Annotated in this window: 29 protein-coding genes; 16 read left to right on the forward strand and 13 right to left on the reverse strand. The window is 45.4% G+C overall.

The window, feature by feature from the left end:
- Positions 1-238 precede the first annotated feature (238 nt).
- A complete protein-coding gene (locus JOD82_RS12940) occupies positions 239-3,538 on the reverse strand; it encodes a DUF5695 domain-containing protein (RefSeq protein ID WP_069010952.1) in 3,300 nt (1,099 codons plus the stop codon).
- A gap of 151 nt (positions 3,539-3,689) precedes the next feature.
- Here JOD82_RS12940 and JOD82_RS12945 point away from each other — a divergent pair, with 151 nt between their 5' ends.
- Positions 3,690-4,328 (forward strand): pentapeptide repeat-containing protein, encoded by a 639-nt coding sequence (locus tag JOD82_RS12945; protein WP_029515839.1) that lies wholly within the window; start codon positions 3,690-3,692, stop codon positions 4,326-4,328.
- A gap of 47 nt (positions 4,329-4,375) precedes the next feature.
- Here the strand turns inward: JOD82_RS12945 and JOD82_RS12950 are convergent, their stop codons facing one another.
- From JOD82_RS12950 to pdxR, 3 genes are all read right to left on the reverse strand, one after another.
- Complete coding sequence (locus tag JOD82_RS12950; protein ID WP_208332376.1) at positions 4,376-6,004, reverse strand: GMC family oxidoreductase; 1,629 nt, start codon at positions 6,002-6,004, stop codon at positions 4,376-4,378.
- A 114-nt stretch (positions 6,005-6,118) separates the two neighbouring features.
- A complete protein-coding gene (locus JOD82_RS12955; protein ID WP_039270545.1) occupies positions 6,119-6,547 on the reverse strand; it encodes a DUF1259 domain-containing protein in 429 nt (142 codons plus the stop codon).
- A 122-nt stretch (positions 6,548-6,669) separates the two neighbouring features.
- Positions 6,670-8,208 carry a MocR-like pyridoxine biosynthesis transcription factor PdxR gene (gene pdxR / locus JOD82_RS12960; RefSeq protein WP_069010954.1) on the reverse strand — a complete coding sequence of 513 codons (1,539 nt, stop codon included), beginning with the start codon at positions 8,206-8,208 and terminating at the stop codon, positions 6,670-6,672.
- Between the two features lie 115 nt (positions 8,209-8,323).
- Between pdxR and JOD82_RS12965 the strand changes: the two genes are divergently transcribed.
- The 8 genes from JOD82_RS12965 to JOD82_RS13000 all read left to right on the forward strand — a co-directional run bounded on the left by JOD82_RS12965 (position 8,324) and on the right by JOD82_RS13000 (position 14,919).
- Positions 8,324-8,935, forward strand: coding sequence for a pyridoxamine 5'-phosphate oxidase family protein (locus JOD82_RS12965; RefSeq protein WP_069010955.1), 612 nt, complete (start codon positions 8,324-8,326; stop codon positions 8,933-8,935).
- 199 nt (positions 8,936-9,134) lie between these two features.
- Positions 9,135-9,719, forward strand: a complete 585-nt coding sequence (locus tag JOD82_RS12970) for a TetR/AcrR family transcriptional regulator (protein ID WP_069010956.1) — start codon at positions 9,135-9,137, stop codon at positions 9,717-9,719.
- 114 nt (positions 9,720-9,833) lie between these two features.
- Complete coding sequence (locus JOD82_RS12975) at positions 9,834-9,935, forward strand: hypothetical protein (RefSeq protein WP_014599460.1); 102 nt, start codon at positions 9,834-9,836, stop codon at positions 9,933-9,935.
- A 350-nt stretch (positions 9,936-10,285) separates the two neighbouring features.
- Positions 10,286-10,741, forward strand: a complete 456-nt coding sequence (locus JOD82_RS12980; RefSeq protein ID WP_069010957.1) for a MerR family transcriptional regulator — start codon at positions 10,286-10,288, stop codon at positions 10,739-10,741.
- A 40-nt stretch (positions 10,742-10,781) separates the two neighbouring features.
- Positions 10,782-11,993 (forward strand): MFS transporter, encoded by a 1,212-nt coding sequence (locus JOD82_RS12985; RefSeq protein ID WP_069010958.1) that lies wholly within the window; start codon positions 10,782-10,784, stop codon positions 11,991-11,993.
- A 27-nt stretch (positions 11,994-12,020) separates the two neighbouring features.
- Positions 12,021-12,449: a universal stress protein gene (locus JOD82_RS12990; RefSeq protein ID WP_069010959.1), complete on the forward strand. Its 429-nt coding sequence runs from the start codon at positions 12,021-12,023 to the stop codon at positions 12,447-12,449.
- Positions 12,450-12,491: 42 nt separating this feature from the next.
- Complete coding sequence (locus JOD82_RS12995; protein WP_069010960.1) at positions 12,492-13,910, forward strand: aldehyde dehydrogenase family protein; 1,419 nt, start codon at positions 12,492-12,494, stop codon at positions 13,908-13,910.
- Positions 13,911-14,463: 553 nt separating this feature from the next.
- A complete protein-coding gene (locus JOD82_RS13000; RefSeq protein WP_208332374.1) occupies positions 14,464-14,919 on the forward strand; it encodes a DinB family protein in 456 nt (151 codons plus the stop codon).
- Positions 14,920-15,175: 256 nt separating this feature from the next.
- On the opposite strand, the gene JOD82_RS13005 is transcribed toward JOD82_RS13000, so the two are convergent.
- The 4 genes from JOD82_RS13005 to JOD82_RS13020 form a co-directional block, all read right to left on the reverse strand.
- Entirely contained in the window at positions 15,176-15,970 is a 795-nt protein-coding gene (locus JOD82_RS13005; protein WP_069009978.1) for an SDR family oxidoreductase, read from the reverse strand.
- Positions 15,971-16,054: 84 nt separating this feature from the next.
- Entirely contained in the window at positions 16,055-16,381 is a 327-nt protein-coding gene (locus tag JOD82_RS13010; protein WP_238437996.1) for a DUF1330 domain-containing protein, read from the reverse strand.
- Between the two features lie 116 nt (positions 16,382-16,497).
- Complete coding sequence (locus JOD82_RS13015; protein ID WP_069012151.1) at positions 16,498-16,848, reverse strand: nuclear transport factor 2 family protein; 351 nt, start codon at positions 16,846-16,848, stop codon at positions 16,498-16,500.
- An 88-nt stretch (positions 16,849-16,936) separates the two neighbouring features.
- A complete protein-coding gene (locus JOD82_RS13020) occupies positions 16,937-17,848 on the reverse strand; it encodes a helix-turn-helix transcriptional regulator (RefSeq protein WP_069012150.1) in 912 nt (303 codons plus the stop codon).
- Positions 17,849-18,025: 177 nt separating this feature from the next.
- Here JOD82_RS13020 and JOD82_RS13025 point away from each other — a divergent pair, with 177 nt between their 5' ends.
- Both JOD82_RS13025 and JOD82_RS13030 read left to right on the forward strand, forming a co-directional pair.
- The gene (locus tag JOD82_RS13025; protein WP_176715746.1) at positions 18,026-18,196 is read left to right on the forward strand and encodes a hypothetical protein; all 171 of its coding nucleotides are present in this window, start codon (positions 18,026-18,028) and stop codon (positions 18,194-18,196) included.
- A 14-nt stretch (positions 18,197-18,210) separates the two neighbouring features.
- A complete protein-coding gene (locus JOD82_RS13030) occupies positions 18,211-18,777 on the forward strand; it encodes an NAD(P)H-dependent oxidoreductase (protein WP_069012149.1) in 567 nt (188 codons plus the stop codon).
- 143 nt (positions 18,778-18,920) lie between these two features.
- On the opposite strand, the gene JOD82_RS13035 is transcribed toward JOD82_RS13030, so the two are convergent.
- The 3 genes from JOD82_RS13035 to JOD82_RS13045 form a co-directional block, all read right to left on the reverse strand.
- Complete coding sequence (locus tag JOD82_RS13035; protein ID WP_176715745.1) at positions 18,921-19,250, reverse strand: hypothetical protein; 330 nt, start codon at positions 19,248-19,250, stop codon at positions 18,921-18,923.
- 180 nt (positions 19,251-19,430) lie between these two features.
- Positions 19,431-19,937: a hypothetical protein gene (locus tag JOD82_RS13040; protein ID WP_069012147.1), complete on the reverse strand. Its 507-nt coding sequence runs from the start codon at positions 19,935-19,937 to the stop codon at positions 19,431-19,433.
- Between the two features lie 384 nt (positions 19,938-20,321).
- Positions 20,322-20,786, reverse strand: a complete 465-nt coding sequence (locus JOD82_RS13045; protein WP_029515828.1) for an AbrB/MazE/SpoVT family DNA-binding domain-containing protein — start codon at positions 20,784-20,786, stop codon at positions 20,322-20,324.
- Between the two features lie 572 nt (positions 20,787-21,358).
- Between JOD82_RS13045 and JOD82_RS13050 the strand changes: the two genes are divergently transcribed.
- Both JOD82_RS13050 and JOD82_RS13055 read left to right on the forward strand, forming a co-directional pair.
- Positions 21,359-21,730, forward strand: a complete 372-nt coding sequence (locus JOD82_RS13050; protein WP_029515827.1) for a MerR family transcriptional regulator — start codon at positions 21,359-21,361, stop codon at positions 21,728-21,730.
- A gap of 265 nt (positions 21,731-21,995) precedes the next feature.
- Positions 21,996-22,760: a MerR family transcriptional regulator gene (locus JOD82_RS13055; RefSeq protein ID WP_069012146.1), complete on the forward strand. Its 765-nt coding sequence runs from the start codon at positions 21,996-21,998 to the stop codon at positions 22,758-22,760.
- Positions 22,761-22,856: 96 nt separating this feature from the next.
- Here the strand turns inward: JOD82_RS13055 and JOD82_RS13060 are convergent, their stop codons facing one another.
- Together JOD82_RS13060 and JOD82_RS13065 are read right to left on the reverse strand one after the other, a co-directional pair.
- Entirely contained in the window at positions 22,857-23,333 is a 477-nt protein-coding gene (locus JOD82_RS13060; RefSeq protein WP_069012145.1) for a hypothetical protein, read from the reverse strand.
- Positions 23,334-23,423: 90 nt separating this feature from the next.
- A complete protein-coding gene (locus JOD82_RS13065) occupies positions 23,424-23,903 on the reverse strand; it encodes a GAF domain-containing protein (RefSeq protein ID WP_029515824.1) in 480 nt (159 codons plus the stop codon).
- 272 nt (positions 23,904-24,175) lie between these two features.
- Here JOD82_RS13065 and JOD82_RS13070 point away from each other — a divergent pair, with 272 nt between their 5' ends.
- The 3 genes from JOD82_RS13070 to JOD82_RS13080 all read left to right on the forward strand — a co-directional run bounded on the left by JOD82_RS13070 (position 24,176) and on the right by JOD82_RS13080 (position 26,042).
- Positions 24,176-24,481, forward strand: a complete 306-nt coding sequence (locus JOD82_RS13070; RefSeq protein WP_029515823.1) for a hypothetical protein — start codon at positions 24,176-24,178, stop codon at positions 24,479-24,481.
- A 222-nt stretch (positions 24,482-24,703) separates the two neighbouring features.
- Entirely contained in the window at positions 24,704-25,300 is a 597-nt protein-coding gene (locus JOD82_RS13075) for a GNAT family N-acetyltransferase (RefSeq protein ID WP_069012144.1), read from the forward strand.
- Entirely contained in the window at positions 25,284-26,042 is a 759-nt protein-coding gene (locus tag JOD82_RS13080; RefSeq protein WP_029515821.1) for an energy-coupling factor transporter transmembrane component T family protein, read from the forward strand. Before JOD82_RS13075 ends, JOD82_RS13080 begins: the two co-directional genes overlap by 17 nt.
- The last annotated feature ends 4 nt before the right edge of the window (positions 26,043-26,046 follow it).

Raw genomic sequence — 26,046 nt, forward strand, 5'->3', positions numbered from 1 at the left:
GGTCGCTTTAAGAGATTTCCACAGGAAGGCTCACTTCGGAAGCATCACCTCCCCGGATTTCTCCCCTGATTACAGAATTAATATAAGAAATCCGGGGCGGAGGCAATGAGAAGCACCAGCAGAAATAATTCACGATCCCAATCATTTACGATGCAAATGTTTCACGATACAAATCATTCATAATACAAATCATTCACAATCTAAAACGTTAACGGCATGAATGAATGCATAATGCATTCTAATCTGCCCCCTCAGCATATGCTTGGACTCCCACATCAGGGGCTGTAATGATGCTACTTGCCGAGGCCAAGCCCCGGATTTCCTGAGCGGTCAGGGCTCTGTTGTAAATGATCAGTTCATCTACTGCGCCGTTCAGATAGGGATCATCAAACTGGGATTTCCCAATATAGTTCCGGTTTGTCAGTCCAAGACTGGAAGGATTCAGCGTCATGTTCGTGTTACGCGTCGCCTCTACACCGTCCACATACATCATTCCAGTATTGCCTGACAAAGTCACGGCGACATGCTTCCAAACCCCTGTTGCTAGCTCCGGCGCATTCAACTGTTGTTCCTTTCCGTTCCCCGCGATAGTGATAGCGAAGCGCATACCAGTTCCCTCGGCCTTAGGTGTCAAAAACATATACCGATCCGTGCTTGCTCCAAAATCAAACAGGCGTGCCCAGCCATTATGCGTGTTCACTCGTACCCATGCGGCAATGGTAAAGTCATTGAGGCTGCTAACTATTCCGCCGGGCAGGCTGGCATAGGCGTCTGTACCGTTAAGGCGCAGAGCATTGCCATTCCGTCCCGCGCCCCACGAGCCTCCATTTACACTGGCCTGTTGTCCATAACCGGAAGAATCGACTGCGGTAGATCCGGCCGTTTCGTCAAATTCATAATGGGCTATAATGTCTCCAGCGGGAGACGGATTACCTGTACTCGATTGAATACGGATATCATAGTTGGCTGCCGTACCGATATTCAGTCTGACCGTGATCGCAGAGCTGTTAGCAGCCGTGACTGATCCGGTTTTGGTACCGTCTACGAGCACGTCATACGTACCTGCCGCGAGTCCGGTCAAGCTCATAACGGTAGTATGAGTCGTGCCTGGGGTCATATTTTTCAGTGTCAGGCGCATGTTGTTCTTGGACTTGGACACGATGGCCAAGCTATATTGATCCCGGTTCAACTCCAGACTCAGCTTCTGGGTGATCAGATGCAGACGTTGGAATACGCCGTCTTTTGGAGTAACCGTATAGCTGTTATTGCTTTCTGTAACGTCACAGCCATAACCGAACAAACCGAATATGGGATCGACAGCAACATCCGAGCTTAGAATTTTAATGGCTCCAAACAGCCCTAGATCGGCTTCCCCGGACATGCCACGCCATCCGTTAAAGAGAGGGCCGCCGTCCAGACCCAGGGCGCCGTAATTGCCCTTGCCTGCCTGATATGTCCACGATACCGCCCCGATATTGGCAGGATCAGAGCTGATCTGTCCCGAGTTAATCGCCCCGATGTTCGCCAGCTTGGCGGCATAGGATAGACGCTGATCCACTTCAGGCTTGGACGAATAACGACGTGTCCAGTCATCCATCGCATAGCCGGCCAGTGAGGTCGTGTACTGGAAGTTCCACCAATTCTCTCCGGTAATGGTGACCGGATCGGCGTAATAGTACCAGACAGGCATATGACCGCGTGCAGCACGCGTTTTGGCGTTGATTTTGCTCATCATCGTCGTGTTGTTGTTCATTTTGGCGAGTGTATATACGGCTTCTTCGCCTGTATTGTCATAGTTATACTCAGAGCCATAAGGATAGGTGGTATTCTTGAAATTGTTGTACTTGGTAGCCATTTTGGCAATCAGGTCGTTAGCCTCGGTGGTCAAGCCTTCTTCCTGAAGCGCTTTAATAATATCAGGTGTAGTTAGCTCACCCATGAGTCCCGTGTTCCAGTTATAGGCAACAGGGCCTTCATACAACGCTTTAAAAATATGATAAGCACGTAGCAAATATGTGTTTTTGCTATTGCGATAGCTGATCAGGTTGGGATACAGCTTGGCAAGTTTATACATGCTAAAAAACGTATTATAAATGTGCGGATAGGCATAGCCCCGGTACGTTGGTGTCGTATTAGGCTGCGGCATCAGGAAATCAGGAACCAGATAATCGCTATGATGGCCTTCCATCAAATTCGTCCAGATGGCCACTTCCAAATAATCATCGACTGCCTTGATCTCAGATGCCACGGGCTTCTGAACGTTTTTCTCCGCCAGAAACTGACCGTGAGTTAGCCCCCAATCGTCACCCCAGCCCCAGTAACCAGCAAAGCTGTTGCGTTTGGCCTTGTACTGCATCATCCAGTCATCAAAGACCTTATCCCTCAGGTCGCCCGGAACGTTCCATTGGGTGCTGTTGACCATGAAGGTAGAGTGACGCTGAAGTGCAGCTTCGATTGGCTCGATGGCATAGAACTGGAGAACGGTTTTTTCGCCGTTACCATAGTTAACCGTAATATTGTTATGTCCCAGTCGTCCCAGTGTAAGTTCATATATTTTATGGTTTGTAGGGGCTGTTTCCAGATAGCTGATGGTCGTTTCCGACGGATATTGCGCGGTGACAGAGGTAATGGATTTGCTGGTATGCAGATCGAATTTAGCCTTGAGATTGGTTGGGAAGATCATACCCGGAACCACGGTCACATCCACATGTCCCTCACTGTACAGCCTGTCCTTTACGGCCTGCTCGTCCGCTACCTTGTAAAATTTAAAAGCATACGTTTTGCTTTCACCAGGAGCCAGCGACAGACTGGTGCTTCCAAGATAGCCACGGTTGGTGCTCTTGATGACATTGGAGTGGATATAGAACACATTCAGTCCTTCGGACCAGCCCCCTTGCTCCATAGCCCATGTGCTGCCGGGATGCTCCTCAGTTCTCCAATGGTCCTGATATTCGAGACCAGCCCCCGTTGAGGCATCAGGGATTAGTAGTACATACGGTCCGATGCCGCTAGGTCGTCCAGCGGTAATAAAGGAACTGTTATGGCCTACAAAGGAGTGTGAGAGTACTCTGGTTTCATAAATTTGTTCATTATTGCCACCCGACCAGTACTCGTTAAACGGAAGTGGCAGTCCCCAATCTCCGATCTCCAGCGTTTGATTAGAGCTGTTCGTTACTTTCATTTGCCAGTGCAAATAATCGTTAACCAACGAATAAGTTTCATGTAAAATGAAATTACGTATTCCCTGATGGTTTGATGAATTCTGATAGGCTACCTGGACACTGTTTCCAGAAGAGGTGATCTGGCGCGCATCAGCAGAATTGCTTGTCCATGCCCGAGTCCACGCTCCGTTGCCGAGACGATAGGTGAACATGAGTTCACCCAGCCATTGATGATCCGACGTATTCTGTTTAGGTGCGTTGGAGCTGTTCATAACATAGTTGGTATTAAAAGTGTCCCCTACCAGTCGCAAGGAAGAGAGATCCCCGTAATCTCCGACAGAGATGGAGAACACTTGATTAGATAGCTGTACTGCCATGTTATCAACCTCCTAACAAAGGTTCGTGAGCGTGCTCACTACGTTAATATATGTGTGAGAAATACTTTTGCTACCCTATGTATGAGAATTGATAGAAAATAGATTCATATAGATATCCTAGAGGGCTCTCAATCGTGGAGGTAGAGATATAATGAAAAATAAAATGGAGTTGCCAAAGATTCCTGCGGATTTACCCGTATTAAATGAAGAAATGCGCTCCATACGATCCAAAGACGAACTCAGTATAGGGTCTGTAGAGGATATCATTTTGGACAATATGGAAGCGGTTAAGGTTTCATTAGAGAAGATGACTTTTAAAAATGTAACGATCATGGAATCGTCATTGCCGGAAAGTGAATGGACAGACGTTATTTTTGATAAATGCGATCTATCGAATGTTAATTTTTCAGGTTCCTTTATCCATCGGGTAGAGTTCAGAAACTGCAAATTGCTCGGAACGGATTTTTCGAGAAGCAGGTTCCAAAACGTTCGTTTTTCGGATTGTTTAGGGGATTATTCGATGTTCCGTTTTGCTAATTTCAAGCAAGTTGGTTTTGAGGATTGTTCTTTGATAAGTGCAGATCTGTATCATTTAACACTACAAAAAACCTCTTTTGCCCGTTGCAATCTGGATCAAGCCACCCTGTCGGGGTCCAAGCTCAAGGGAATTGATCTCAGTGATTGCGAATTTGATGGATTACAAGTAGAGATAGAAGACTTGAATGGCTGCATCATCTCACCGCATCAGGCTTCATCCTTTGTGGGCCTTTTGGGGCTAGTAATTAAATAAGGGGATATATTCGAGTCATCCGCCGCAAATGACGAACGAGTCTCAGGCTACTCTTCATATTCTTCATATCGTTGCCGTCTTAACTTTCGAGCGCGTATATTTTTATCCAGCAGCTTTAATTGTCGTGCTATGGTATATCCTATCAGGTATGCAGCAGCGGATGTGTTACCATCGACCGTGAAGGGGATGATGGAAGCATCGGCAACGATTAAATTTTTGACTCCATGCACGTTACCTCTACGATCCACGACGCCTCCTTTATTTAAGGGGGCCATGCGAAGAGAACCTTGCTGGTGATGATTATGATCAAAATTTTGCTTGATAAACTCCTCCAAGCTGGAATCGTCGTCAATAACCTTAAGCGTAGGAGAAACGAGTTGATATGATGGGTCAATGGCCGTTAGCTCTGCCGCTATGTTTTTGACATAATTTTTATATATGTTTTTCACCGCTTCCATGTCCTCGGGATTCGAGAGAAAGCCTTCATCTGCAAGCACGATTTTCAGAGGGTCGTTGTTTTGCAGTTTGATCGATCCCCGGCTTGCAGGGCGTAAGTAAATCAAACCTAAGGTAAGCATGCCTTCCGAACCTATACCTAGCATTTGAACCGCCCGACGATGGTCCTCCGTTCCATTGGGATCAGGCAAGAAGGCTCCACCCGTATATAGAGCACTTGGATCATTAGAAGGCAGTGCGCGATCCTTGGGATTGGTTGAGAAGGAGGCAAAGTTCAGAGTATGGTTACGCAGGCGTTTGCCTACATTGGGATTATTAAATACTACATGAATCCCTTTGTCTTTAAGCGATTTTTCAGGTCCGATTCCGGATAGCATTAATAACTGGGCGCTGTTAATGCCTGCTGAGACGATAACCTTCTTCCGCGCATAAGCTCGTGTACATATTCCTTCACGGAGGAATTCCACTCCTACAGCGCGCTTGTTAGTAAAAAGAACGCGCAAAGTTGTTGATTTAAAGAAAACCCTCAACTTCCGGCCGTTTACGCCCTGTCCGGAAGAAGTCATGATGCCTGGCGAGAGAAAAGCGGTTGAAGAGCTTTCCCTGTGTCCATTTGGTTTTTGGAACAACTGCCATCGGGTAAAGGGACCAAGGGGAGTTTTAGGATCGTTATAATCGAGGATTTCCGGAAAACCTGTAGCACGTTCAATGGCCAAGGTTAGTTTCTGCGCCATAGACGTAGGGTTAACAGGGGCTTGCCTAATATCAATCCGTCCGCTATATCCGTGAACCCTTGGATTATTCGTTTCTCCATTATATTTTTCTAGTTTTTTGAATCGGCGAATGGCTCTTCTAGGTGACCATAATGGGCCTAAAAGTTTTTCCCATTCTCTAAATACAGCCGAAGTAGGCCGTACATACTGCTCGCCGTTAATTGAAGAGCCACCGCCTAGCAGCCGTCCTGTGGTCCATTCGAATGACCGATCGTCTACTCCATTTTGTGGAATGCCTTCCCCTTGCCAAAAGTATTCAGGGAAAAATTGTTCCTCCAGCTCCGGGGCAAAGGTAGAGTCCCTAATGGGTTTATCTTTATCGTTATTTTCCCCTGCTTCCAGCACAAGAACCGATGTTTGCTTATCATCCGTAAGGGTTTTCGCTATTACAGCACCCGCAGGACCTGTTCCTACGACAATATAATCAAAGATTAATTTGTTTTTCATAAAGCTCTCCTTTTAGATAAATGGGCTAATGTAGAATATTAATCTGTTTTGTCCTATGTTCCGCCCATAACACAAAAAGACCCGCCAAAGCGGATCTTTGCATTTATTGATAGCTTACTTTTTCTTAATAACCGGCCGTACAGGCTTCGTTGTCAAGACATTAAGCGCGTCACGCACTTCTGTGGCGAAAACAAGCGGTTTTTCTACTTTTTCGAAGTGGATGTACCAGAGATTGGGGTTATCAAATAGCCAGTGATTGTGCAGTGCCGTCACTTTGATATCGTGTTTACGAAGTCGAGAAATAAACGGATTAATTTCTGCGGTCAAAATCACGGTTTCACCAAGACATAATCCTTTTCCGTTACGGCCAATACTTTCGAAAGAAAAAGCTTGGGGTATGGCAAGAAAGGATCTGGCCCTTTTCCCTAAAATGATCGGCTTGATGTTATTTCTGACTGTAGATGCAGTACAAACTCCGTTGATGATTTGAGGTGTTGCTTTTAATATAGCTGCAAACTGTCTACAAAGCGGACTAATTGCCATTTCTCTCACTCCAATTCTTTTAAGTTACTAGCATCATATGAAAAAGTAAGGGAATGGAAAGGGCAATTCTTCTTTATCGTTAGTCTAATTTGCTATATACAAAGCGCGAATGGAGTACCTTTTTAAAGCCTCAGCTTTGCTCCGTGATACTCATGTTTGATACTGTCCCATGCCTGGCGCAGACGGTTAAACCCTTCAATAATTTGTTGCTCCGATAGATGGGCAAAGATAAAGCAAGCTGATGGAGGTCCCGGTGTCAGTTGGTAATCAGCGGCATCACGCCATGTGACTCCGTAAAATCGTGCTGTCTGCATCAAATGATGATACTGGGCAGAATCATGCTTCCAGATGGCATAGGCATGTAGTCCGCAATTGTTCTGATGCCAGTGAAACAGTTCATTCAACTGCTGTATTTCCCGCTGGAACACGTCGTAGCGAGACCTGTATATGCGAGTCATCCGACGCACATGGCGAACGTAGTCGCCGCGCATCATAAAACGTGCCAGTGCGCGCTGTTCCAAGCGGGCAGGCGGCAGGGGATCGTATAGTCGTTTGGCAGCTGTCAGCGCTTGGGCTAATTCAACGGGCAGGATTGCAAACCCGAGCCGAAGGCTGCTGAACATGCTTTTGGAAAAGGAACCGACATAGATGACACATTCTGCGCAATCCAGTGCTTTTAACGGTTCAATGGGTCGTCCTGCCCAGCGGAATTCACTGTCATAATCGTCCTCAATGATCCACGCTCCCTTGGATGCTGCCCATTGCAAAATATGTTGACGTCGTGTTAATGGCAACACTGCACCGGTTGGAAACTGTCGTCCAGGTGTAACAAACAGCAATTTGGAATCCCAATCCTGTGGGACAATTCCGTGTTGATCCATTTCGGCAGCGAGTATCTGTCCGCCTGAGGCAGTAACTGCACGGTAGATGCCGGAATAACAAGGATTCTCCAATACAATTCGATCTTGTTCATGAATAAGCAACTGACTTAATAACGTGATTACTTCCATGGAACCACTGCATAATACGACTTGATCCGGGCTGGCCGTAATTCCGCGTGTTCTGCCAACATGATGGCAAATCGCTTCACGTAGCCATTCATCACCGCTCACTGGCGCAGTAGTTTCGTCAGCCGAGGGCTTTTGCAGATCTTTTCCAGCGGCAGTCAGTGCGCTTTTCCATGCGATCTGTGAATTGCCCTCCAATACAACTTCTCCTGCCTGAAAAGAAATCAAAGGCTGTTGTGCACGGTCTCTATCTGTAGCAGAAACAGGAGACGACTGTAAGTTTCGTTCCCTTTCGATCTGCATGATTCGTTGTCCCCATGCTGACAGCGTAGGGGATTTTTGCTTGGAAACGGGTGGATTCTGATTCTGCAGGCCGATTTGAGATGGGTTTGGTAGCACCGCTGTCTGTTGCATAACAAAGGTTCCTCTGCCTACTGCCGAGTCTACATATCCTTCTGCCAGCAGCATATCGTATGCTTCTTTAACACTCCCTCGCGAAATTCCATACATCACAGCCAGATCACGAGTGGAAGGCAGACGCGTACCACTCGCAAGGGAACCATTGAGGATTCCCTCACGAAGAGCATGATACAATGCCAAGTATTTTAGATGATATTTTTGAAGCGCGCGCTGATATGCAATCGTAATATCCATACTCTTCTCCTTCGATTGGGCCACTCACTTTCGTTCATATTGGGTCTTTTTATGAATCCATTTTCAACATAATCTGAAATGTATCATTGGTCAATAGATGGAGGGAGAGTTCTCTATGAGAAGGAAAGAATTTGCGGTGGCAGAACTAGAGGAAATAGAGCAGTTTCTAAGCGAGGTCAGTTTCGGATTTTTAGGCATGAACAGCGAGGATGGTTTTCCGCGTGTGGTTCCCTTGAATTTCGCTTATGGAAATGGCGTTTTTTATATTCATGGCAGCCGTGCTGGAGAAAAGATGGAACAGATGAAAGAGGATAATCGGGTTACTTTTTCAGCCGCCAAAGAATATGCGCTCATTCCATCTTATTTTACGGATGAACATATGGCATGTCCGGCGACTTCATTTTTTAAAAGCATTACCGTTCGTGGTCATGCGGAGCATGTAGTGGATTTGGAAGAAAAAGCATCGGCCTTTTCCATTTTTATGAGTAAGCTGCAACCGGAAGGCGGGTATGACACGATTGATGCTAGCGATTCTCGGTATGCTTCACGTTTGAAAGGGGTCGCTCTGATCAAAATTGTACCGGAGGATTGGACCGCCAAGTTTAAATTCGGTCAAAATGTCAAAGATCAGGAACGTCAGCAAATTATCGACGGCTTGCAACAACGGGGGCTGGATGATGATCTGACGACGATTGAGATGATGCGCAAATATTGTCCTCATCACTGAGCGTAATAAATCCTGCTCGCTCGCCATCAGATTGGTTAATTATACCTTGTAGGGAGATGCCCTTGATTTTCCGAAACTTTCAGTCCTTCCGTATTAGGACTTTTGAAGGAAAGGTATATATCATCCTCAAGCCCGTTGTTCTTACTGCAAAGGAACTTTATAATACGATAGATTTGTGGCGTAAGGGGGCAAGACCGTGATGGGAGCAGGAGTCAGAAGTCGGGAGAGTCGACGGTTGTTACTGGAAGCAGGGGCTGAAGAGTTCGCTCAGACGGGGTTTTATCAGACAAAGGTAAGTTCGATCGCGGCACGCGCAGGATTGACGCAGCCGGATTTTTATATTCATTTTGAAAGCAAGGAACAGATGTATGATGAGCTTGTGGAGAGCTTTCGTACTTTGGTGAATGAAACGGTTCAAAGCATGAAGATAGGTCCGGATCAAAGCGAAGCTGAAATTTTGCAACGGGGACAAGTGTTTCTGGAGGCTATTTTTCGCGTGTTGTCTAACAATCCGGCGATCACCCGTGTCGGATTTTACCAGGCGGCAGACTCGGTGCGCATTAAGGCGGAAATGGCCGAGCATATCAAAAAGCATCTGCTGGCTGCGCAACGATGGGGCTCGTGCCGTGAGGAACTGGACCCTGAACTGATAGCAGAATGCGTGATCGGCTTGATTGAACGGCTGACGTTAACGAAATTGTTGCCTGGACGTGAAAGTCCGTCTGTACTTGCCAAGCAGGCACGAAACCTCCTCTATCACGGCATGCTCGGGTCCGAAGAATAACAGGACTATACAATACCAAACCTAGATTTGGGCGGCAGGCGCGGCATTTGTCCCTATCATGAATGATGGCATAAGCATAAGATGCTCTTGTAAACCATGAAGGGAGGAATCACCATGTCTGGAGTAGGCGCTGGTTATGGAGCTTTTACATCTACAGGAGCGATTCTGGTACTTTTCATTCTGCTCGTTATTATTTCCAAAGCATTCGTCATCTAATTCGTAGCTCATGAATCTGATTTCGGGCGATTTGTTGTAATCGACAGAGGGAGGAGGAACTTAAGATGGGTGAAGTAGAAAGAGGTTGCGGTGGTGGCGGCTACAACATGTTTACTTCCACTGGTGTTATTCTGGTACTCTTCATTTTGCTGGTTATCATCACACGTACCATTTTCATCTAAAGCTATATTCATGGGCTTGAGCGCCGATGCTTCGGGTCTATGACCGTGCTAGTCAAAACAGGAACCGTCTCCAATAGAGGCGGTTTCTTTTTATATCAAAGTTTACGTTGACGTTAACGTTATATAGGCGTAGTATTTATATATAATCTTTTTCATAAGGTGGGTGTCATGGTTACGTATAAAATTGATGAGGTCGCCAAGCAAAGTGGTCTGACGAAGCGAACTATTCGTTATTATGAGGAGATCGGATTATTGCCCTCCCCGCAACGCAGTGAAGGAAATATGCGCCTGTATACGCAGGAGGATGTGGATTTACTAAAAAAAATAGTGAGTGCCAAGGAAGTACTTGGATTCTCCTTGCAAGAGCTTCAGCGTTACATGTCCGCAGCGGAAATGCTCAAGGGTCAGCGGGAGGAATATCGCGAGCGAACGGAGCATTTGCAACCGAACGAGCGACGGGCCATGTTGGAGGATATGGAAGGTACACTGAACGAACAGTTGGAATTAATGGAGGGAAAAATCAACAGCATCCGTTTGCTCCAGACTGAGTTGGAGGAGTTGCGGGTCAGGGTTCGTGAACGCAAAACCCTTTTGGATGAGGAACTTGATCACAACCCATCATAACAAGAACATTTACATTCAGATGTGGAGGTAACATCATAATATGAGTTCACAACATGCATTACCTGAAGAGCTAAAAGAACGCTCAGGCTTGCTGTCTCAACCTAAAGCGGTATGGGCGGTCGCCTTTGCTTGTGTTATTTCATTTATGGGCCTGGGATTGGTCGATCCGATTCTTCCGGCCATTGCCGATCAGCTTCATGCTACGAAAAGCCAAGTGTCATTGCTGTTCACCAGCTATAACCTGGTAACAGGCGTTGCGATGCTGATTACGGGCGTCGTATCTAGTCGATTGGGTGTCAAATGGACGTTACTAACCGGGATTTTGTTTATTATTGTGTTTGCTGGACTTGGCGGCACGGCCAATACAGTTGGCGGAATTGTGGGCTACCGGGCAGGCTGGGGCTTGGGGAACGCTTTGTTTATCGCAACAGCGTTATCTGCGATTGTAGGTCTGTCTACTTCTGGAACAGCTAAAGCAATTATTTTGTATGAAGCGGCCTTGGGCCTCGGGATTTCAGTGGGTCCGCTGCTGGGCGGTGAGTTAGGCTCCATTTCCTGGCGTGGTCCGTTTTTCGGTGTAGCCGGACTAATGGTCGTGGGATTTTTGTTCATTACGTTTATGCTGCCTTCGATTCCAAAGCCCAAAAAACGCGGTTCCATTGCCGATCCGTTCAAAGCGCTTAGTTATCCAGCTTTACTCACGCTCGGTATTGTAGCGTTGTTATATAACTTTGGATTTTTTACGTTGATGGCGTATTCTCCATATGTAATGCATCTGGACGAGCATGGTTTGGGTTATGTATTTTTTGGCTGGGGAATTATGCTAGCCTTTACCTCGGTGTTTGTAGCACCAAAGATTCAAGCACGCTTGAGCGTGGTATCTTCCATTAGTATCATGCTGACGCTATTTGCCATTGATTTAGGTGTTATGGCGATTGGGACGGTAGCTGGCTCGCCAACGACTGTCATTGTCGCCGTCATTGTAGCTGGTATTTTTCTGGGGATTAACAATACATTGATTACAACTGCTGTTATGCAGGCTGCTCCAGTGGAGCGCTCGACAGCATCTGCGGCCTACAGCTTCATGCGTTTTTTGGGTGGGGCCATTTCGCCGTGGCTTGCAGGGAAGCTGTCAGAGTGGTACTCAGCAGAAACCCCGTTTTATTTTGGAGCATTGATGGTACTGATTGGTGTAGCTGTGCTGATCGTACGTCGTCGACATATGCAGGATATTCAGGTGGATGCACACTAATATCGAACTTCTGAGGAGGAAAAGAGTATGAACGAATACAAACATATTCTGGTCGCGATTGATGGTTCGGAACACGCGATGAAGGCGTTGGAGACAGCCAAAACGTTGTCTAAACAGCTTCAGGGGAATCCGCATCTGACTGTATTGCATGTAAACCCAGCTCTATCCATGAATGAGCCCCCGATTGGGGTGGATGTGGATGAACGGATCGAAGAGGAGGGGCGTCATATCTTAGAACCTGCATCCGACTATTTAAAGAACGCGGACATCCCTTGCCGTATGCTAGCGGGTCATGGTAATCCAGCGAGTATCATTTGTGAAATTGCAGATCAGGAAAAGGTGGATCTGATCATTATGGGAACACGGGGAAAAGGACTTGTTTCTGAAATGATACTGGGCAGCGTGAGCCATCATGTGATTCAGCATGCACCTTGTCCGGTGCTGACGGTAAAATAGATGGTAAAAGAGACGTTAATATAGAGAAAAGGAGGAAAAAGCATGCAGCAGCATTTATTTATTGGAGGAGAATGGAAGGTAGCTTCAACGTACACGACGTTGAAATCACCGTATTCCGGGGAAATCATTGCTGAGGTGGCAGAGGCCACGCCAGAAGATGTCAAGGCTGCTATTCAGGCGGCCTCTGATGCACGCTCGGAGATGCGAGCCATGCCAGCGCACCAGCGGTCAGCCATTTTGGAGAAACTGGCTGACCTGCTGGAAGAGCGGCGTGAGGATGCAGCGCGCCTCATTGCACGCGAAGCGTCAAAACCATGGAAAGCTGCGCTGGCGGAGGTTGATCGGACGGTGCAAACCTACAAGTTCGCAGCTGAAGAAGCCAAACGGATTCACGGGGAAACCATTCCGCTGGATGCCGCACCGGGCGGCGAGGGCCGTATGGCCTACACGCTCAAAGAACCTGTCGGAGTAGTAGGAGCTATTACACCATTTAACTTCCCGATGAATCTGGTCGCTCATAAAGTGGGTCCCGCGCTGGCAGCAGGCAATACAGTCGTATTAAAGCCTGCGGAGCAGACGCCGTTGTCGGCTTACCTAATCGCGGAGCTGTTGGAGCATGCTGGAATGCCTGCGGGCGCTCTTAACGTGATCAGCGGCGATGGTAAAACCATTGGCGACGTACTTGTCACTGATCCGCGCGTCAGCTATATCACTTTTACCGGTAGCCCGGCGGTCGGTACAGAAATTCGCTCCAAGGCTGGCTTGAAGCGGGTCACGCTGGAGCTGGGTTCCAACGCGGCCGTTATTATCGACCGTGATACGGATGTGGAAGCGGTCATCGACCGTTGTGTGAGTGGAGCCTTTGCCAATCAAGGGCAGGTGTGCATATCCGTTCAACGTATTTACGTTGTCGATGAACTGTATGATACCTTTGTATCCCGATTTATAGAAGCAACTCAACGTTTAAAAATGGGAGATCCGCTAGAGCCGGACACGGATGTATCCGCGCTTATTTCAGCCAAGGACGTCGAACGTGTCCGTGAATGGTTGGAAGAAGCGGTTCGAGCAGGTGCGAGAATCGCTCTGGGTGGCCAAGTCAAGGGAGGTATTTTGGAGCCGACGGTTTTGCTTAATGTGGACCCGACTTCCAAGGTATCCTGTCGTGAAGTGTTTGCCCCGCTCGTGCTGATTCATTCTGTTAGCTCTATAGATGAAGCCGTAAACCATGTGAATGATTCGATCTATGGCCTGCAGGCGGGAATTTACACACGTAATATCACGACCGCGCTGGATGCAGCAGACAAGCTTGAGGTTGGCGGCGTGGTGATCAATGACATTCCAAGCTTCCGTGTCGACCATATGCCGTATGGTGGTGTGAAGCAAAGTGGCACCGGACGCGAAGGCGTAAAGTATGCCATGGAAGAAATGCTGGAAACAAAGCTGATCGTTATTAAACGGTAGTAGTTATATAAAAGCCTATCTGATGGACATAGATAATACGTTTTGCGTATGTCTGTTCATTAGATAGGCTTTTTTGGCACCTTCTACGTGATTGTCAGATGAAAATAAAGTGTTTTCTTAGTGCTAGATTAAGATAAGGCTCTTTTAAATCACTACTGCTACCCGCGTATGTTCTTTAATTAATATTTAAAAATGGAATATAATGAAGGATGGTCGTAGCCCCAAAAAGACAATAACAAAATAGACCTAGCCAAATGATTTTTTAAAAAAGGCAGTGCCTGAGAAGGGTTATGAAATTAAAGTATCAAAGATCTTTCAAGGCTAAACGTAAAATGAGGATGGTGCAGCAACCAGAGTAGGCTTAATCTCCCATGAGTGCTTCCCAAAAGGGAGCGACAAGCCACTAACTTTTTGAAAATGCACGTTTCTCCTTGGAAGTTTACAGCAACAAGGAATTCACCCCAAAAAAGGTTGTTTTAGTTCATTCAAATGATTAAACTAACGGTTAACAGTAGGTTCAAGTAATCGATGAGATGAAGAGGGGGAAACCGAAATGAAGACGATCAAGTGCATGATGGACCACCTGTACTGGGCGGACGGACGCATCTTGGACGCGCTCGAGGAGAGTGAGACGAAGAACAAGGACCTTCTGAAGCTGGTTCGGCACGTCGCGGTCGCGGAACGAGTCTGGCTGTCCCGATTGCAGGGCAAGGGCAGCGCGCAATATTCGGTGTGGGAGGAAGCTGAAGACCTGTCGGCGATCCGGACGATGTTCGAAGAAAACGCCGAACAATATCGTGTCTATATCGAAGGGCTCGAGGAATCCGAGTTGGATGAGATGATCGACTATGCGAACCAGAGCGGGGTTCCGTTCCGAACGTCCGTCCGGGACATCCTGTTGCAGGTCCTCTTACATGGGCAATATCACCGGGGACAGATCAACCGGGCACTTCGGATCGAATCGGCAGAGCCTGTCCAAGTCGATTACATCACGTTCGCGAGGCTCTGAAAAGTTCCGCAATGAGAAGGAATGGAAACGCAGTAAAACCGAAATATCCTACTGCACAAGAAATGGCAAAGGTAACTCAGGATGAACTTAGGCAAACTCTAATTGCGATTGGAGCAAAATCGGCTGCTACAAAGCCTCCACGGTTTTAGCAGAGCTGTTTAGGATCAAAGAGAGCCCACACCCTTATAAATTGGAAAATTAATTTGCTTCCAAATACGGTTATGGGCTTATTGATAAAGCGTATTTAGCTTGAGTTTTAGACCGTTGGTACTGTTCCGCCGTCAATATTATATTCACTTCCTGTAATAGAAGCGGCCCGGTCAGATACCAGAAAAGCAACAAGCTCAGCGACTTCTTCTGGTAGTCCTGGACGACCAATTGGAATTCCTCCCAACGAGTCCATCAGTTGCTTTAATGCACTTTCTCGGTCACCTGTCGTCTCAGCAATCCGATCAATCAAACTTTGTGCTGCCTTCGTTTCGATAAAGCCTGGCGCAACTGTATTAATACGAATGCCTTGAGGCGAAAACTGCTTGGCTAACCCTTTGCTGTAAGTAGTTAAAGCTGCTTTGGCTGCAGCATAAGCCAATGTTGCATCATATAGCGGCAAGCGACGTTGAATGGATGAAATATGAATAATAACACCGGCTTCCTTTTCAACCATAGCCGGCAGCAGTCCACGGTCTAAACGGACAGCAGCAAACAGATTGGCGTTAAAAGTTTGCTGCCAATGCTCGTCTGTCAAGATAAGGGCTCCCCCGGATGGGGCTGACGAGCCTCCAACATTGTTGACAAGAATATCTACACCGCCTAGGCGCTCAAGAACGCTGGTTACCACTTTATCTACACCTGCAGGCGTACTAATATCGGCTGGAATAAATAGATCCGGATTTTCTAAATTAACTGGAGTAGTTCGAGCCGTAGTAATTACAGTAGCACCTGCAGCCGTAAGTCTCTTAGCAATAGCCTCTCCCATTCCTTTGGTACCGCCTGTGACCAAGGCCTTTTTACCTTTAAACTCACTTACAATGTTTTCTAATTGAAAACTCATGCGAATAATTCCTCCTGATTTTCACAATGTGGTTGAGAACTACCTCTAGGTATCTTCACTCCGAGTTCACTTGTTTTGCGAACCTTACACACTATCGACAATGATACCTCGGTACCGCCCTCCGCGCAGTCGATGCTTTAGGGCTTTTTGATAGGCTGGACTAAAGTACCAAGCTTGTGCTTCCTCAAAAGTGGGGAATTCCAGGATGGCCAACCCTTCAATATCGGGTCCTTCGAGGACCAGGTATGCGCCATACATTGCTAGGGGTTTGACGGAATGTCCCGCCAAACCTGCCGGTGCCAACTGAGAATAGAGTTGGAGTTCAGTTTGATCGGTACTCTGTTCACGTATAAAAACAACATAAGCGGACATATACGGTTTTCCCTTTCTTGTTTTTTCAGGATTTTGCAAAATTCGATTCCAGTCGCTCCGAAGTGCAAGATATAGACGAACTAAACCATCTCGATCTATATCTTGTTCATTGGAAGTCGCTTATGGGATTTTTACAAAATCCTCTTTTAATTACTTTATGGGAGTGTAATAATCAGTTCTTTAATTTTATTGTTGTTTACTAGAAATTGATGTTTAAGTAGGAGTGGGTCGGGAAGATTCGATTTATCAAAGTCTCCGTCTACTTTCGCAGTTACGACGACGGTATTATTTGTGTCATCCATATCCATGATCTCGAAGGTGACATTCGGCTCCAATATTTCTGCTTCACACCATGATTTTATGGCTTCCATACCTTTGATTTCGCGATGATTATCCAAGATCAACGCATCTTTATCGAAAGCGGAAGTAAATGTTTCAAGCCGGGATTTGTTGGCTGATGTAAAGTAAGTTTCTACTGCTGGTGGCATGGGTCTATGTGGATTCATTGATTCTTCAACCTCCTATGGTGAGTATGTTGTGAGCGATAACTTCAAACTCATCATAGCAGTGATAATATGACTACATGGTGTCATATTATAGAGGATCATTTAAATTTCTTTTCATCGTTTCTAAATGAGACAATATTCTTGTACGTACTTGTTCGGGGCTAACCTTTATAAGGAGGGGACCAAAGGACAGCAGATAACTGTCCAGCCAATTGCCTACGGGAAATTGTGCCGTGACGGTATAAGAGCCGTCTTCCTTCTGAGTAATTGTTTTCTCGGCAAATTCATCGTATACGCGGTAAGCACCTTGAGCAGAAATGTGAAGAGTTACTTCAATGGTATCAAGCAAATTGTTCATTTTTGTATCTGTAGATGCTACGACCGTTCTTGGCTCATAACTAATTTCGGAAACTGTAATCTCTTTCATTCGGCTAATCTTAAATACACGATGACTTTCGGTATTTAAACAGTAACCTTCCACATACCAGGATTTATCTTTAAACAATAGCTTGGCAGGTTCGACGCTACGATAACTCTGTTCCCCGGCGACGTTATAATAGCGGAACTTTATAACATGGTTTATAATTATTGCGTTGCGAATGAGTGTAAATAGCTGTCTTTGACTGTTTTGGCTTCCCCATGGCGAAAAATCTACCTCGATCCAGTTACCCATGTCTTTTTTAAAAAGCCTACTCAATTTGTTCAGCACTTCTTCTACCTGTGGGATGGTAGCGGTGGCCACACTCTGAAGGGCCATTAAGATATCATCTTGTTCCTGCTCGGACAGTAAAGAGGTGTTAAAGACATAACCCTCCATCAATGATATTCCGCCACCCTTGCCTCTACTGCTGTAGATGGGAATCCCAGCTGCGCTTAAGACATCTATGTCCCGATAAATGGTTCGTGTGGAAACCTCAAAATGTTCTGCCAATTCATCAGCAGTCACTTTTTTCTTATGGAGTAACATATAAATAATTTCAAAATGTCTGCTTAGTGGCATACGCTTCACCTCTCTAGGAGCATACACCTAATAACATGGCATTATAAAGTCATATTAAGTGATTGTTTGACACCACACCCTAATGGACATCAACTGGGGGACCAATCTTTTATATAAAGTTGAACAAAAAGCACTTGCAAAGTAAAAAGGAATAAACTATACTGAGGCCAATCATTAGTGATTGATCAATCACTAACTAAATTAACAAGCAATGGAGGTGCTATTCATGAGCAGGATACCGCTCAAGGTTACTCAAACGTATCTTTATTGGAACTATGGATTGAGCATATTCAGTTAGTTGAAGGTGTACAAAATTTAGTAATTGATCAATCACTTACTTTGAAGTAAATGGAGGAAAACCAATGAAACATCTTATTATTTACGCACATCCATCTGAGGGAAGTTTTAATCATGCGATTTTGAACACAGCAGTCGAGGGGCTAAAGCAAAAAGGACATGATGTGGTTGTTCGTGATCTATATGCAATCAATTTTCAACCTGTGGTTAGCAGTAGCGAGGTCATTGGAGACATTGGAGAAGATGTTGTACGGGAGCAGGAGTATTTGCAATGGGCAGAGGTAATCACCTTTATTTATCCTATTTGGTGGACGGGGATGCCAGCTATTATGAAGGGATATATTGACCGCGTATTCTCCTACGGATTTGCTTATAAATATGTAAATGGAGTGCAGATGGGACTGCTCAAGGGAAAGAAGGCTATTATTCTCAATACGCAGGGAAAATCACGTGCGGAATATGCCAGCATTGGTATGGATCAAGCACTTCGCTTGACGTCCGACAAAGGCATATTTGAATATTGTGGACTTGATGTCATGTATCATCTATTTTTTGAGTCGGTACCCCAATCTGATGAAGATACGCGTAAAGAGTGGCTTAACCAGATTGCAGACATGGCTAGCAGATCCTAATATTTATGTTCAGAGCCAGTGGCTAACCCAAAAGGCAACGCGTGCATTTGCAGGCGACGCCTTTTGGTTGGTCCAACATTGAATGTGTTCCAATCGACAACTCGCTTATGACAAGTGGCAATTGCTACAATAAGGGTTGAATATTAGTTTTTCCGATTTTTCCGATTGGCGCTACGAGATCCACTGGAAGGCCACTGTGATCCACTACCTTGACCATGTTGAGGCCACCACTGTGGTCCGCCGCTCTGACCGCCGCCTTGACCATGAGGATGCCAATGCGATCCACCGCCTTGGCTCCCACCCTGACCACCGCTTTGTCCTGGAACAGAAGGCATGCTTGGATAAGGGCCTTGAGCCTGACTGATTTGAGTAACATCAATATAAGACTGTGTGCCATTAGGATATAGCACTAACATAGATTTGTTAGCGGGATCTACGCTTTTTACAAAAGCAACGATCTGTTGACCGTTCACAGTAAATATTCCCCATAAATTAACAAAATTGCTCACTTCAGTAGTGGTCGCGAAATGTGGTTGTTACGGCCCCATCGAACGATGAGAAGAATGTTTTGACAAGGCATCATATGTGCAAACGTACTCGTTGGAATGGGCAATGTTGCTACAAATCGAGATAATGCATCTTAGAGAATTTAGTTAATCAATTGAAACAATTTGCCATGCGCCATCTTTATCTTTTTCAAAGTAGAAGGTATATCGTATATCGGGTGAATATCCTTCTTCATTATTCAGCCGTTCCCCTACAACGGGTATCAATGTCCGATTATTTTCTTTTATAGCTCCAGCAATACCAGTAAACTTCACCGGATGATCGAAGAGGTAATCGTGACCTGTTCCAACGTCTGGACCGAGCGCAGCATGGAATTGTTCCAAATCTTTTGACACGAAGGCAGCTATTACTGCTTTGAGTTTTGTTATCATGGCATCTTCAATTAGAGGATCTTTAACATCATTCCATTTGATCTCGTCTAAGCTTTGCAGGGCGGCTGGTTGATCTGTTCCTTCTTTGACTACCGTTTCTGAGGTTGTTGGTACTGTTTCATTGGTAGATGTATCTGTTGTTTCCTGCTTTCCACAACCAGCAAACACACTTACACTTACGGAAAGTATAAGAATAGAAAAAATTTGAGCAGGTTTGTTCATATTAGGTTCACACATCCTTTCTCTATCTATAAAACGAATACTATTTTTTTATGAGGAGAAGATGTAATGAAATGACGAAAAACTGACGAAAAGAAAAAGTATAGGATGTTTTACTACAGAAAAATGAATAAATAAATGAAATGACCTTCTCTAATTAAAGAAGGCCATTTTTTAATTCAGGAACCAATATTAAATGTAGCACTGCCTTTTGCTATAGGCGTTCTCGCTTGTAAGTCATTCAGTGGGTCTTTATACCTGGTTTGGAATTTTCGCATGAACGTTTTTGCATTTTGTCGGTTAGCTATGCTGCTGCGTATCACGGTTCAAAAGTGCTGTACATGATGAAATCACTGGTGTATATCTATGTAGGGTATCAAGCTGTGGTTATAGCATTTTTTTGAGCTGGGATATACGGGCTTGGGAAACCTCAAGTATTTTGGCATATTCGTGCTGTGCTGCATTGGGGTGTTTTTGCATTAATTCTTTTAGACTTTCGATCATCTGTTGTGTCGATCGCCGCAGACGTTTGGACTCTTTATTAGATCGTTGTGAGTTGGATAAAGCTGATTTGGCTGGTCTTAGGACTGGGCTGAAATTTACCCCCTTCTTTAAACTCTCAATACATTCCCCGCAAATAAAGCTGTCTCTAAAATAAGTTAATTGTTCTGTTGAACCACACATTTTACACGTCACCCCAGTATATTTTCGAAAGGCGAGAATACCGGTTTCCTCATCTGCAAAAATCTCAACAGGATCACCCACATTATAATCCATGGAAATTCGCATTTCTTTGGGAATAACGATACGGCCTAACGCATCTAGGGGACGTGTCATACCTGTACTTTTCAAATGATAACCTCCTTTTTTATATCCTTATAATACTAAATAGTTATGATAAAAAAGAATAGGCTTAGAGAAGCAATCGCATATATTTAGTAAACTGTTGAAAAGTATACAAGTAATTACTAATATATGTTTATTTATTGAGGGGTGTGTGAGGATAATTATAAAGAATTACCGATATATATTCATAAATCATATTCTAGTTGGCAATAAAATTTTTAGTAATACGGGATAAGGAGCAAGCTGTGGAGGCAATCGATTCCCATGCTGTATGAGGTGGCGTTTGGTGTGTAGAATTGGATGCAATATAAGGCGGTGCGGGTATGAACTCGATTAGCACGTGAAGGTCTTCAGACCGACCAGATTGTGGACGATATTATCAGCCATGTTGACGATTTTGGTTATGAGGCACAAATGCCCACGTTCTATTTTCTGTCCGGACTGACGGGCAATAAGAAGGTTGCCTCGCTGCTGTAAGGTAGTAGGAATCTTAATTTTGCACTCTTTACTATGAAAACTTATACTTATCGTTAAAGCTGACTTGAAGAGAAAATTTAAGAATGAGGAGGGGAATAACCATGTACTCCATTAAAGAAGTTCAAATCAAGAGCGGATTACCCGCATCTACCCTTCGTTATTATGAAAAAGAAGGTATATTACCTGATGTCGGTCGGGATGAAGGGGGAAGAAGGGTATATACCGAAAAACAAATCGATTGGATCAGGTTCCTTATGGCCATGAAAGATACAGGGATGACCATTGAAGAAATTAAGGCATACCTTGAGCTAAATGTAAAAGGAGAAGCCACAATCCAAGAGAGAAGAGATTTCCTTGTAGCCCACAAAAAGAAGGTGGAAGAACATGTGGCACAAACGCAGCACAATTTGGAGAAAATTATTCAAAAGATAGCTTTTTATGATCGTGTGGTTATGGGAAAAAGCCTCTCTTAGGTATCGTTTGATCTGTAAATAGTGGTTAAGTCAAATCGAATATATGGAGCCCCCAGCATATTTGAAAATGCTCGTTGGTGGGCTTTTTTTTGCATAGTTATCTAAAGATGCCGATTGTAGGTCGCAAGTATGAAAAATGGTTGGTAAATGAGCGGTTCACAATGCGCTTATAGGGTAAAAGTGTAGTACCAAGGTGGGCAAGTGGGGGCGTTAACTCTCACGCCACGTGAGACTGTAGACTGTCAAGTAAGGGAGGTGAAGCGGAATGGCTTATACGGTGAAGGAAGTATCTAATCTGTCGGGAATCAGCGTACGAACCTTGCATTATTATGATGAAATAGGATTGCTGAAACCGCATCATATTGGAAATAATGGATATCGCTATTACGAACAGGAACAACTGTTGAGGCTTCAGCAAATCATGGTATATAGGGAACTGGATTTGCCTTTATCTGAAATTGGAAATATGCTGGAGCAAACCAAGGAACAAAAGGCCGAGGTTTTGCAAGAGCATCGAGCCAAGGTCGAGGCCAAAGTCTTCCGCTTGCATACTCTCCTACAAACCATCGACGAAACGGTGGCTTATTTGAAAGGGGAACAAGCAATGAAACCAGAGCAAATGTACCAAGGGTTTAACCCGGAAAAGCAGGAAATGTATGAACATGATTTGACAGACCGTTATGGTCAAGAGGCTCAGAAAACAATTCAGGAGAGCAAGACGGCGACGGAGAACTGGAGCAAAGAGGATTATTTGGATTCGCAGGCAGAGGCTGACCAGATTCATCGACGGCTGGCTGAAGCCATGAATAAAGGATTGAAGCATAACAGTGAAGAAGTACAGGCGCTGATCCGCCGTCATCTTCAATGGGTAAGCCGATTTTATACTCCTACCGCAGAAATTTATAGCGGGCTGGGAGACTTGTATGTCGAGCATGAGGATTTCAATAAAATGTATGAAGGCTATCGCCCCGGGCTGGCTGAGTATTTGCGAGACGGAATGAAGGTGCTGGCCGAACGGGAATTAAACTAGCAACAGCTGATGAAAGGGCTTAAATGATATGAAAAAGACGTGAACAACAAGCCGATTTGACGGCCTGCTGTTCACCCTTTTTTTGTGTAAAACAGCTTACATGCTGCTTGGTACTGTTCTCATGCCTTGCTGACTGCTGTTTCCGAACTGCTGCATGTTACCACTGCCTGCAAAATGCTGTCCAGTCGTTCCCATATGCTGCGGAAAGCTGTGATTCATGTGGCTTCCTGCACTAAAGGTGGATGGTTGCATACTACGGGAAGCATAGTTATCGCCAAATCCAGGCTGAGTCATTTGGCTGCTCGAGCGGATAGTGTTTTCCAGCTGACTACACAGTTGAATAACTTGTTGGTATTGTTGCATAGCTTTTTGGTGGTCCTGGATTGCGGTTTGGATCATTTGAGCTGCATTACGTTCACGTTGCATCAGGTTTTCAAGGCTGGATGCATTTTGTTGCTCTTGTTGCAGCAACTGCTGATACATGGCGGTTCCTTGTTGTGTTTGTTGTGCCAATTGCTGAATAATTTGTTCACATTGATGAAGTTGTTGTTGTGGAGCCATGTTGTTGAACATTGATCATCAATCTCCTTCGCCGGATAGTTTTGGGTTTCAGACCCTCCTATATTGTGGCGAAGGAAGACGATATATATGCGTTATTTTTGGTTATAGGCTGGCTAACAGAATAGCCGTAAATTCCTCTAGGAATACACGATCTTCGTGATCAAAACGACCTTTAAGTGGGCTGTCAATGTCCAGCACTCCTATCAGCTCCCCATTCTTGACAAGGGGAATAACGATTTCACTATTGGAAGCAGCGTCACAGGCAATATGTCCTGGAAACGCATGTACATCATCTATAACAAGCGTTCGTTGTTCTGCTGCTGCGGTACCGCATACGCCACGTCCCAACGGAATCCGTATACATGCAGGTAAGCCCTGGAAAGGACCAAGTACAAGCTCAGTGCCATCATAAAGATAGAAACCGCTCCAGTTAATATTTGGAAGGAAGTGACCGAGTAATGCTGAAGCATTTGCCAGATTAGCAATGGTATTGGATTCATCATGAATCAGTGCCCGGAGTTGCCCGAGAACGGATTCGAATTGTTCATGACGTGTGCCTTCGTAAGGTATAGTTTGAAACATGTAGAGTTCACGCTCCTAACATTAAATTTTCACATGAAGTGCTGTATAAATTGCCGAAAATAGGTAATTATGCAATTCGCTTTTACCATTGGTTAATTAATTTAAGATATAACGATTGTGTATATTCAGTCAAGTGGAAAACTATACGTTTTAGCGAGGCAAACAATATCGAAAGTAATTCAGCAAGGGTTGCCCTCATCTGTTTCCAGCTTATCCTCTATGGGTAAAAACAGTGTAACATGGTTGGCCTAGGCCAGAGAGGAGTTACAATTATGCATGCAGATGTTCAGAACTTGTTTATCCGTATACAGATGCTTTCTTATGCACATCAGAACGATCTCACGATAAGAGATATTCAACCTGTGTTGGAAGAGCGCGGTTACCGTGTAGGAGAACGTGAGGTCAAGCAGGAGCTTGAAAACCTGACGCAGGAAAACTTTCTGACACCGCATGATGATATGTACAGCATTACCGGTGCAGGGATCGATGAATTACAGGAAATTCAGTCGATGCTGGACGTACTGTACAAGGATGTTGTGAAGAAAGCGACACGCACCACTACCCGTGTCTCTTCTTAAAAGGCTTAGATGCTCAATACTTTTGATTCGGAAGACAAGCTCTCAAACGGTTTAATCTCTTATAAAATAGAAGATGCCCTTCTAATTCCTAATCCTAGGAACAGAAGGGCATCTTCTATATATAAGCTTCTCAGCTTTAAATAAGGTTGTGTTTGTTGAAGGTGTGTGCTTAAATGTAGCGTATATTTATTGTCATTTTAAATGCTGGAAGGATGATTGAACATGTGTGCATATGCATGTAAGGGGCATATACCACCGCAGGAAAGTTCGCGTCTTCGGCTGCGAAGGATGGAAAGCGGGGATGCGGCTACGATGTTCGCTTGCTGGTCTGACCCGGAGGTTCACCGTTATATGAACCTTTCTGGTATGTCAGGGCGTGAGGACGCAGAGGATATGATTGAGCTGTTGAATGAGCTGGCGAAGACGGAGGATGCGCTGCGCTGGGGAATAGAGCTGAAGGAGAACGGGAAGTTGATTGGAAGCTGTGGTTTTAATTATTGGCAGACAGAGGGAGCTTATAAAGCTGAGATTGGTTATGAGATAGCCAAGCCTTATTGGCGACAGGGTTACATGACCGAGGCGCTACGCTTGGTGCTGTCATTCGGGTATAACACGATTCGGTTGAATCGGATCGAAGCGCTGGTGGACCCGCGCAATACAGGCTCGCAAGCTCTGCTGTCCTCGATGGGCTGGACACAGGAAGGACTGTTGCGGCAGGTACAGCATACATCTACAGGCTTTAAGGATATGCTGATGTATTCTTTACTGCATGAAGAATGGCTCAGACTGGAGGCACAACGAAATGCTGTTTCAGTATAACGGCGGTTCATCACCACTGCACAGACTAGGGCCGTTAAGTAAGCTAATATGGGTGGGATGCTTTAGCCTCCTGTCGATGGTTTGGGATTCGACGCTGCGGGAAGCAGTTCTCTTGGCTGTACTGATTGCTGTGGCTGGCTTGGGCGCACGTTTGACCTTAGCACGCCAGCTTCGGGCTATGTCATTCCTGATTGGGTTAGGCATCCCATATTTTATACTGTCTATCCTAGCGATTCGAGAAGGACATCCCGTGGCTTCATGGGGACCCATTGTCATTACAGCAGAGGGACTGGACATCGCAGGGGCGTTAACGTTGCGGATTTTTGTGTTGTTTTTGGCGTCTTATATCTATCTCTCGACGACCGATCCCCGAGATTTTGTGCAGGCATTGAATCTGCGCTTGCGTGTTCCTTATCGGTTTGCGTTCGGTATTTCAGTGGCACTGACGTTTCTCCCCTTATTGGAAGAAGAAGGGCGAACCATTATGGCAGCACGGCGTGTTCGTGGACAGGAACCACCACGAGGGTGGAGCCATCGGTTATCATGGTGGAGCGGGTATGCGGCTGCCGTGTTGGTGAATGCTGTAAGACGGGTTCAGCAGACGGCGCTGGCTATGGAGGGCAAAGGTTTCGGTGCTTATGCGGAACGGACTTATCTTCGTACACTGAAGAATGGGCGTTTAGGCAACTTATGTGCTGTGACTGCTGTAGTAGCTACGGCTGTTTTAGGGTGGAGCTTATAAAGTG

The organism is Paenibacillus sp. 1182, from assembly GCF_017833915.1.
GTDB classification, from domain to species: Bacteria; Bacillota; Bacilli; order Paenibacillales; family Paenibacillaceae; genus Paenibacillus; species Paenibacillus polymyxa_D.

Coding starts and splice junctions, on each gene's coding strand:
- JOD82_RS12940 (WP_069010952.1), bottom strand. CDS start 3,538: ATGGCAGTACAGCTATCTAATCAAGTGTTCTCCATCTCTGTCGGAGAT.
- JOD82_RS12945 (WP_029515839.1), top strand. CDS start 3,690: ATGAAAAATAAAATGGAGTTGCCAAAGATTCCTGCGGATTTACCCGTA.
- JOD82_RS12950 (WP_208332376.1), bottom strand. CDS start 6,004: ATGAAAAACAAATTAATCTTTGATTATATTGTCGTAGGAACAGGTCCT.
- JOD82_RS12955 (WP_039270545.1), bottom strand. CDS start 6,547: ATGGCAATTAGTCCGCTTTGTAGACAGTTTGCAGCTATATTAAAAGCA.
- pdxR (WP_069010954.1), bottom strand. CDS start 8,208: ATGGATATTACGATTGCATATCAGCGCGCGCTTCAAAAATATCATCTA.
- JOD82_RS12965 (WP_069010955.1), top strand. CDS start 8,324: ATGAGAAGGAAAGAATTTGCGGTGGCAGAACTAGAGGAAATAGAGCAG.
- JOD82_RS12970 (WP_069010956.1), top strand. CDS start 9,135: ATGGGAGCAGGAGTCAGAAGTCGGGAGAGTCGACGGTTGTTACTGGAA.
- JOD82_RS12975 (WP_014599460.1), top strand. CDS start 9,834: ATGTCTGGAGTAGGCGCTGGTTATGGAGCTTTTACATCTACAGGAGCG.
- JOD82_RS12980 (WP_069010957.1), top strand. CDS start 10,286: ATGGTTACGTATAAAATTGATGAGGTCGCCAAGCAAAGTGGTCTGACG.
- JOD82_RS12985 (WP_069010958.1), top strand. CDS start 10,782: ATGAGTTCACAACATGCATTACCTGAAGAGCTAAAAGAACGCTCAGGC.
- JOD82_RS12990 (WP_069010959.1), top strand. CDS start 12,021: ATGAACGAATACAAACATATTCTGGTCGCGATTGATGGTTCGGAACAC.
- JOD82_RS12995 (WP_069010960.1), top strand. CDS start 12,492: ATGCAGCAGCATTTATTTATTGGAGGAGAATGGAAGGTAGCTTCAACG.
- JOD82_RS13000 (WP_208332374.1), top strand. CDS start 14,464: ATGAAGACGATCAAGTGCATGATGGACCACCTGTACTGGGCGGACGGA.
- JOD82_RS13005 (WP_069009978.1), bottom strand. CDS start 15,970: ATGAGTTTTCAATTAGAAAACATTGTAAGTGAGTTTAAAGGTAAAAAG.
- JOD82_RS13015 (WP_069012151.1), bottom strand. CDS start 16,848: ATGAATCCACATAGACCCATGCCACCAGCAGTAGAAACTTACTTTACA.
- JOD82_RS13020 (WP_069012150.1), bottom strand. CDS start 17,848: ATGCCACTAAGCAGACATTTTGAAATTATTTATATGTTACTCCATAAG.
- JOD82_RS13030 (WP_069012149.1), top strand. CDS start 18,211: ATGAAACATCTTATTATTTACGCACATCCATCTGAGGGAAGTTTTAAT.
- JOD82_RS13040 (WP_069012147.1), bottom strand. CDS start 19,937: ATGAACAAACCTGCTCAAATTTTTTCTATTCTTATACTTTCCGTAAGT.
- JOD82_RS13050 (WP_029515827.1), top strand. CDS start 21,359: ATGTACTCCATTAAAGAAGTTCAAATCAAGAGCGGATTACCCGCATCT.
- JOD82_RS13055 (WP_069012146.1), top strand. CDS start 21,996: ATGGCTTATACGGTGAAGGAAGTATCTAATCTGTCGGGAATCAGCGTA.
- JOD82_RS13060 (WP_069012145.1), bottom strand. CDS start 23,333: ATGTTCAACAACATGGCTCCACAACAACAACTTCATCAATGTGAACAA.
- JOD82_RS13065 (WP_029515824.1), bottom strand. CDS start 23,903: ATGTTTCAAACTATACCTTACGAAGGCACACGTCATGAACAATTCGAA.
- JOD82_RS13070 (WP_029515823.1), top strand. CDS start 24,176: ATGCATGCAGATGTTCAGAACTTGTTTATCCGTATACAGATGCTTTCT.
- JOD82_RS13075 (WP_069012144.1), top strand. CDS start 24,704: ATGTGTGCATATGCATGTAAGGGGCATATACCACCGCAGGAAAGTTCG.
- JOD82_RS13080 (WP_029515821.1), top strand. CDS start 25,284: ATGCTGTTTCAGTATAACGGCGGTTCATCACCACTGCACAGACTAGGG.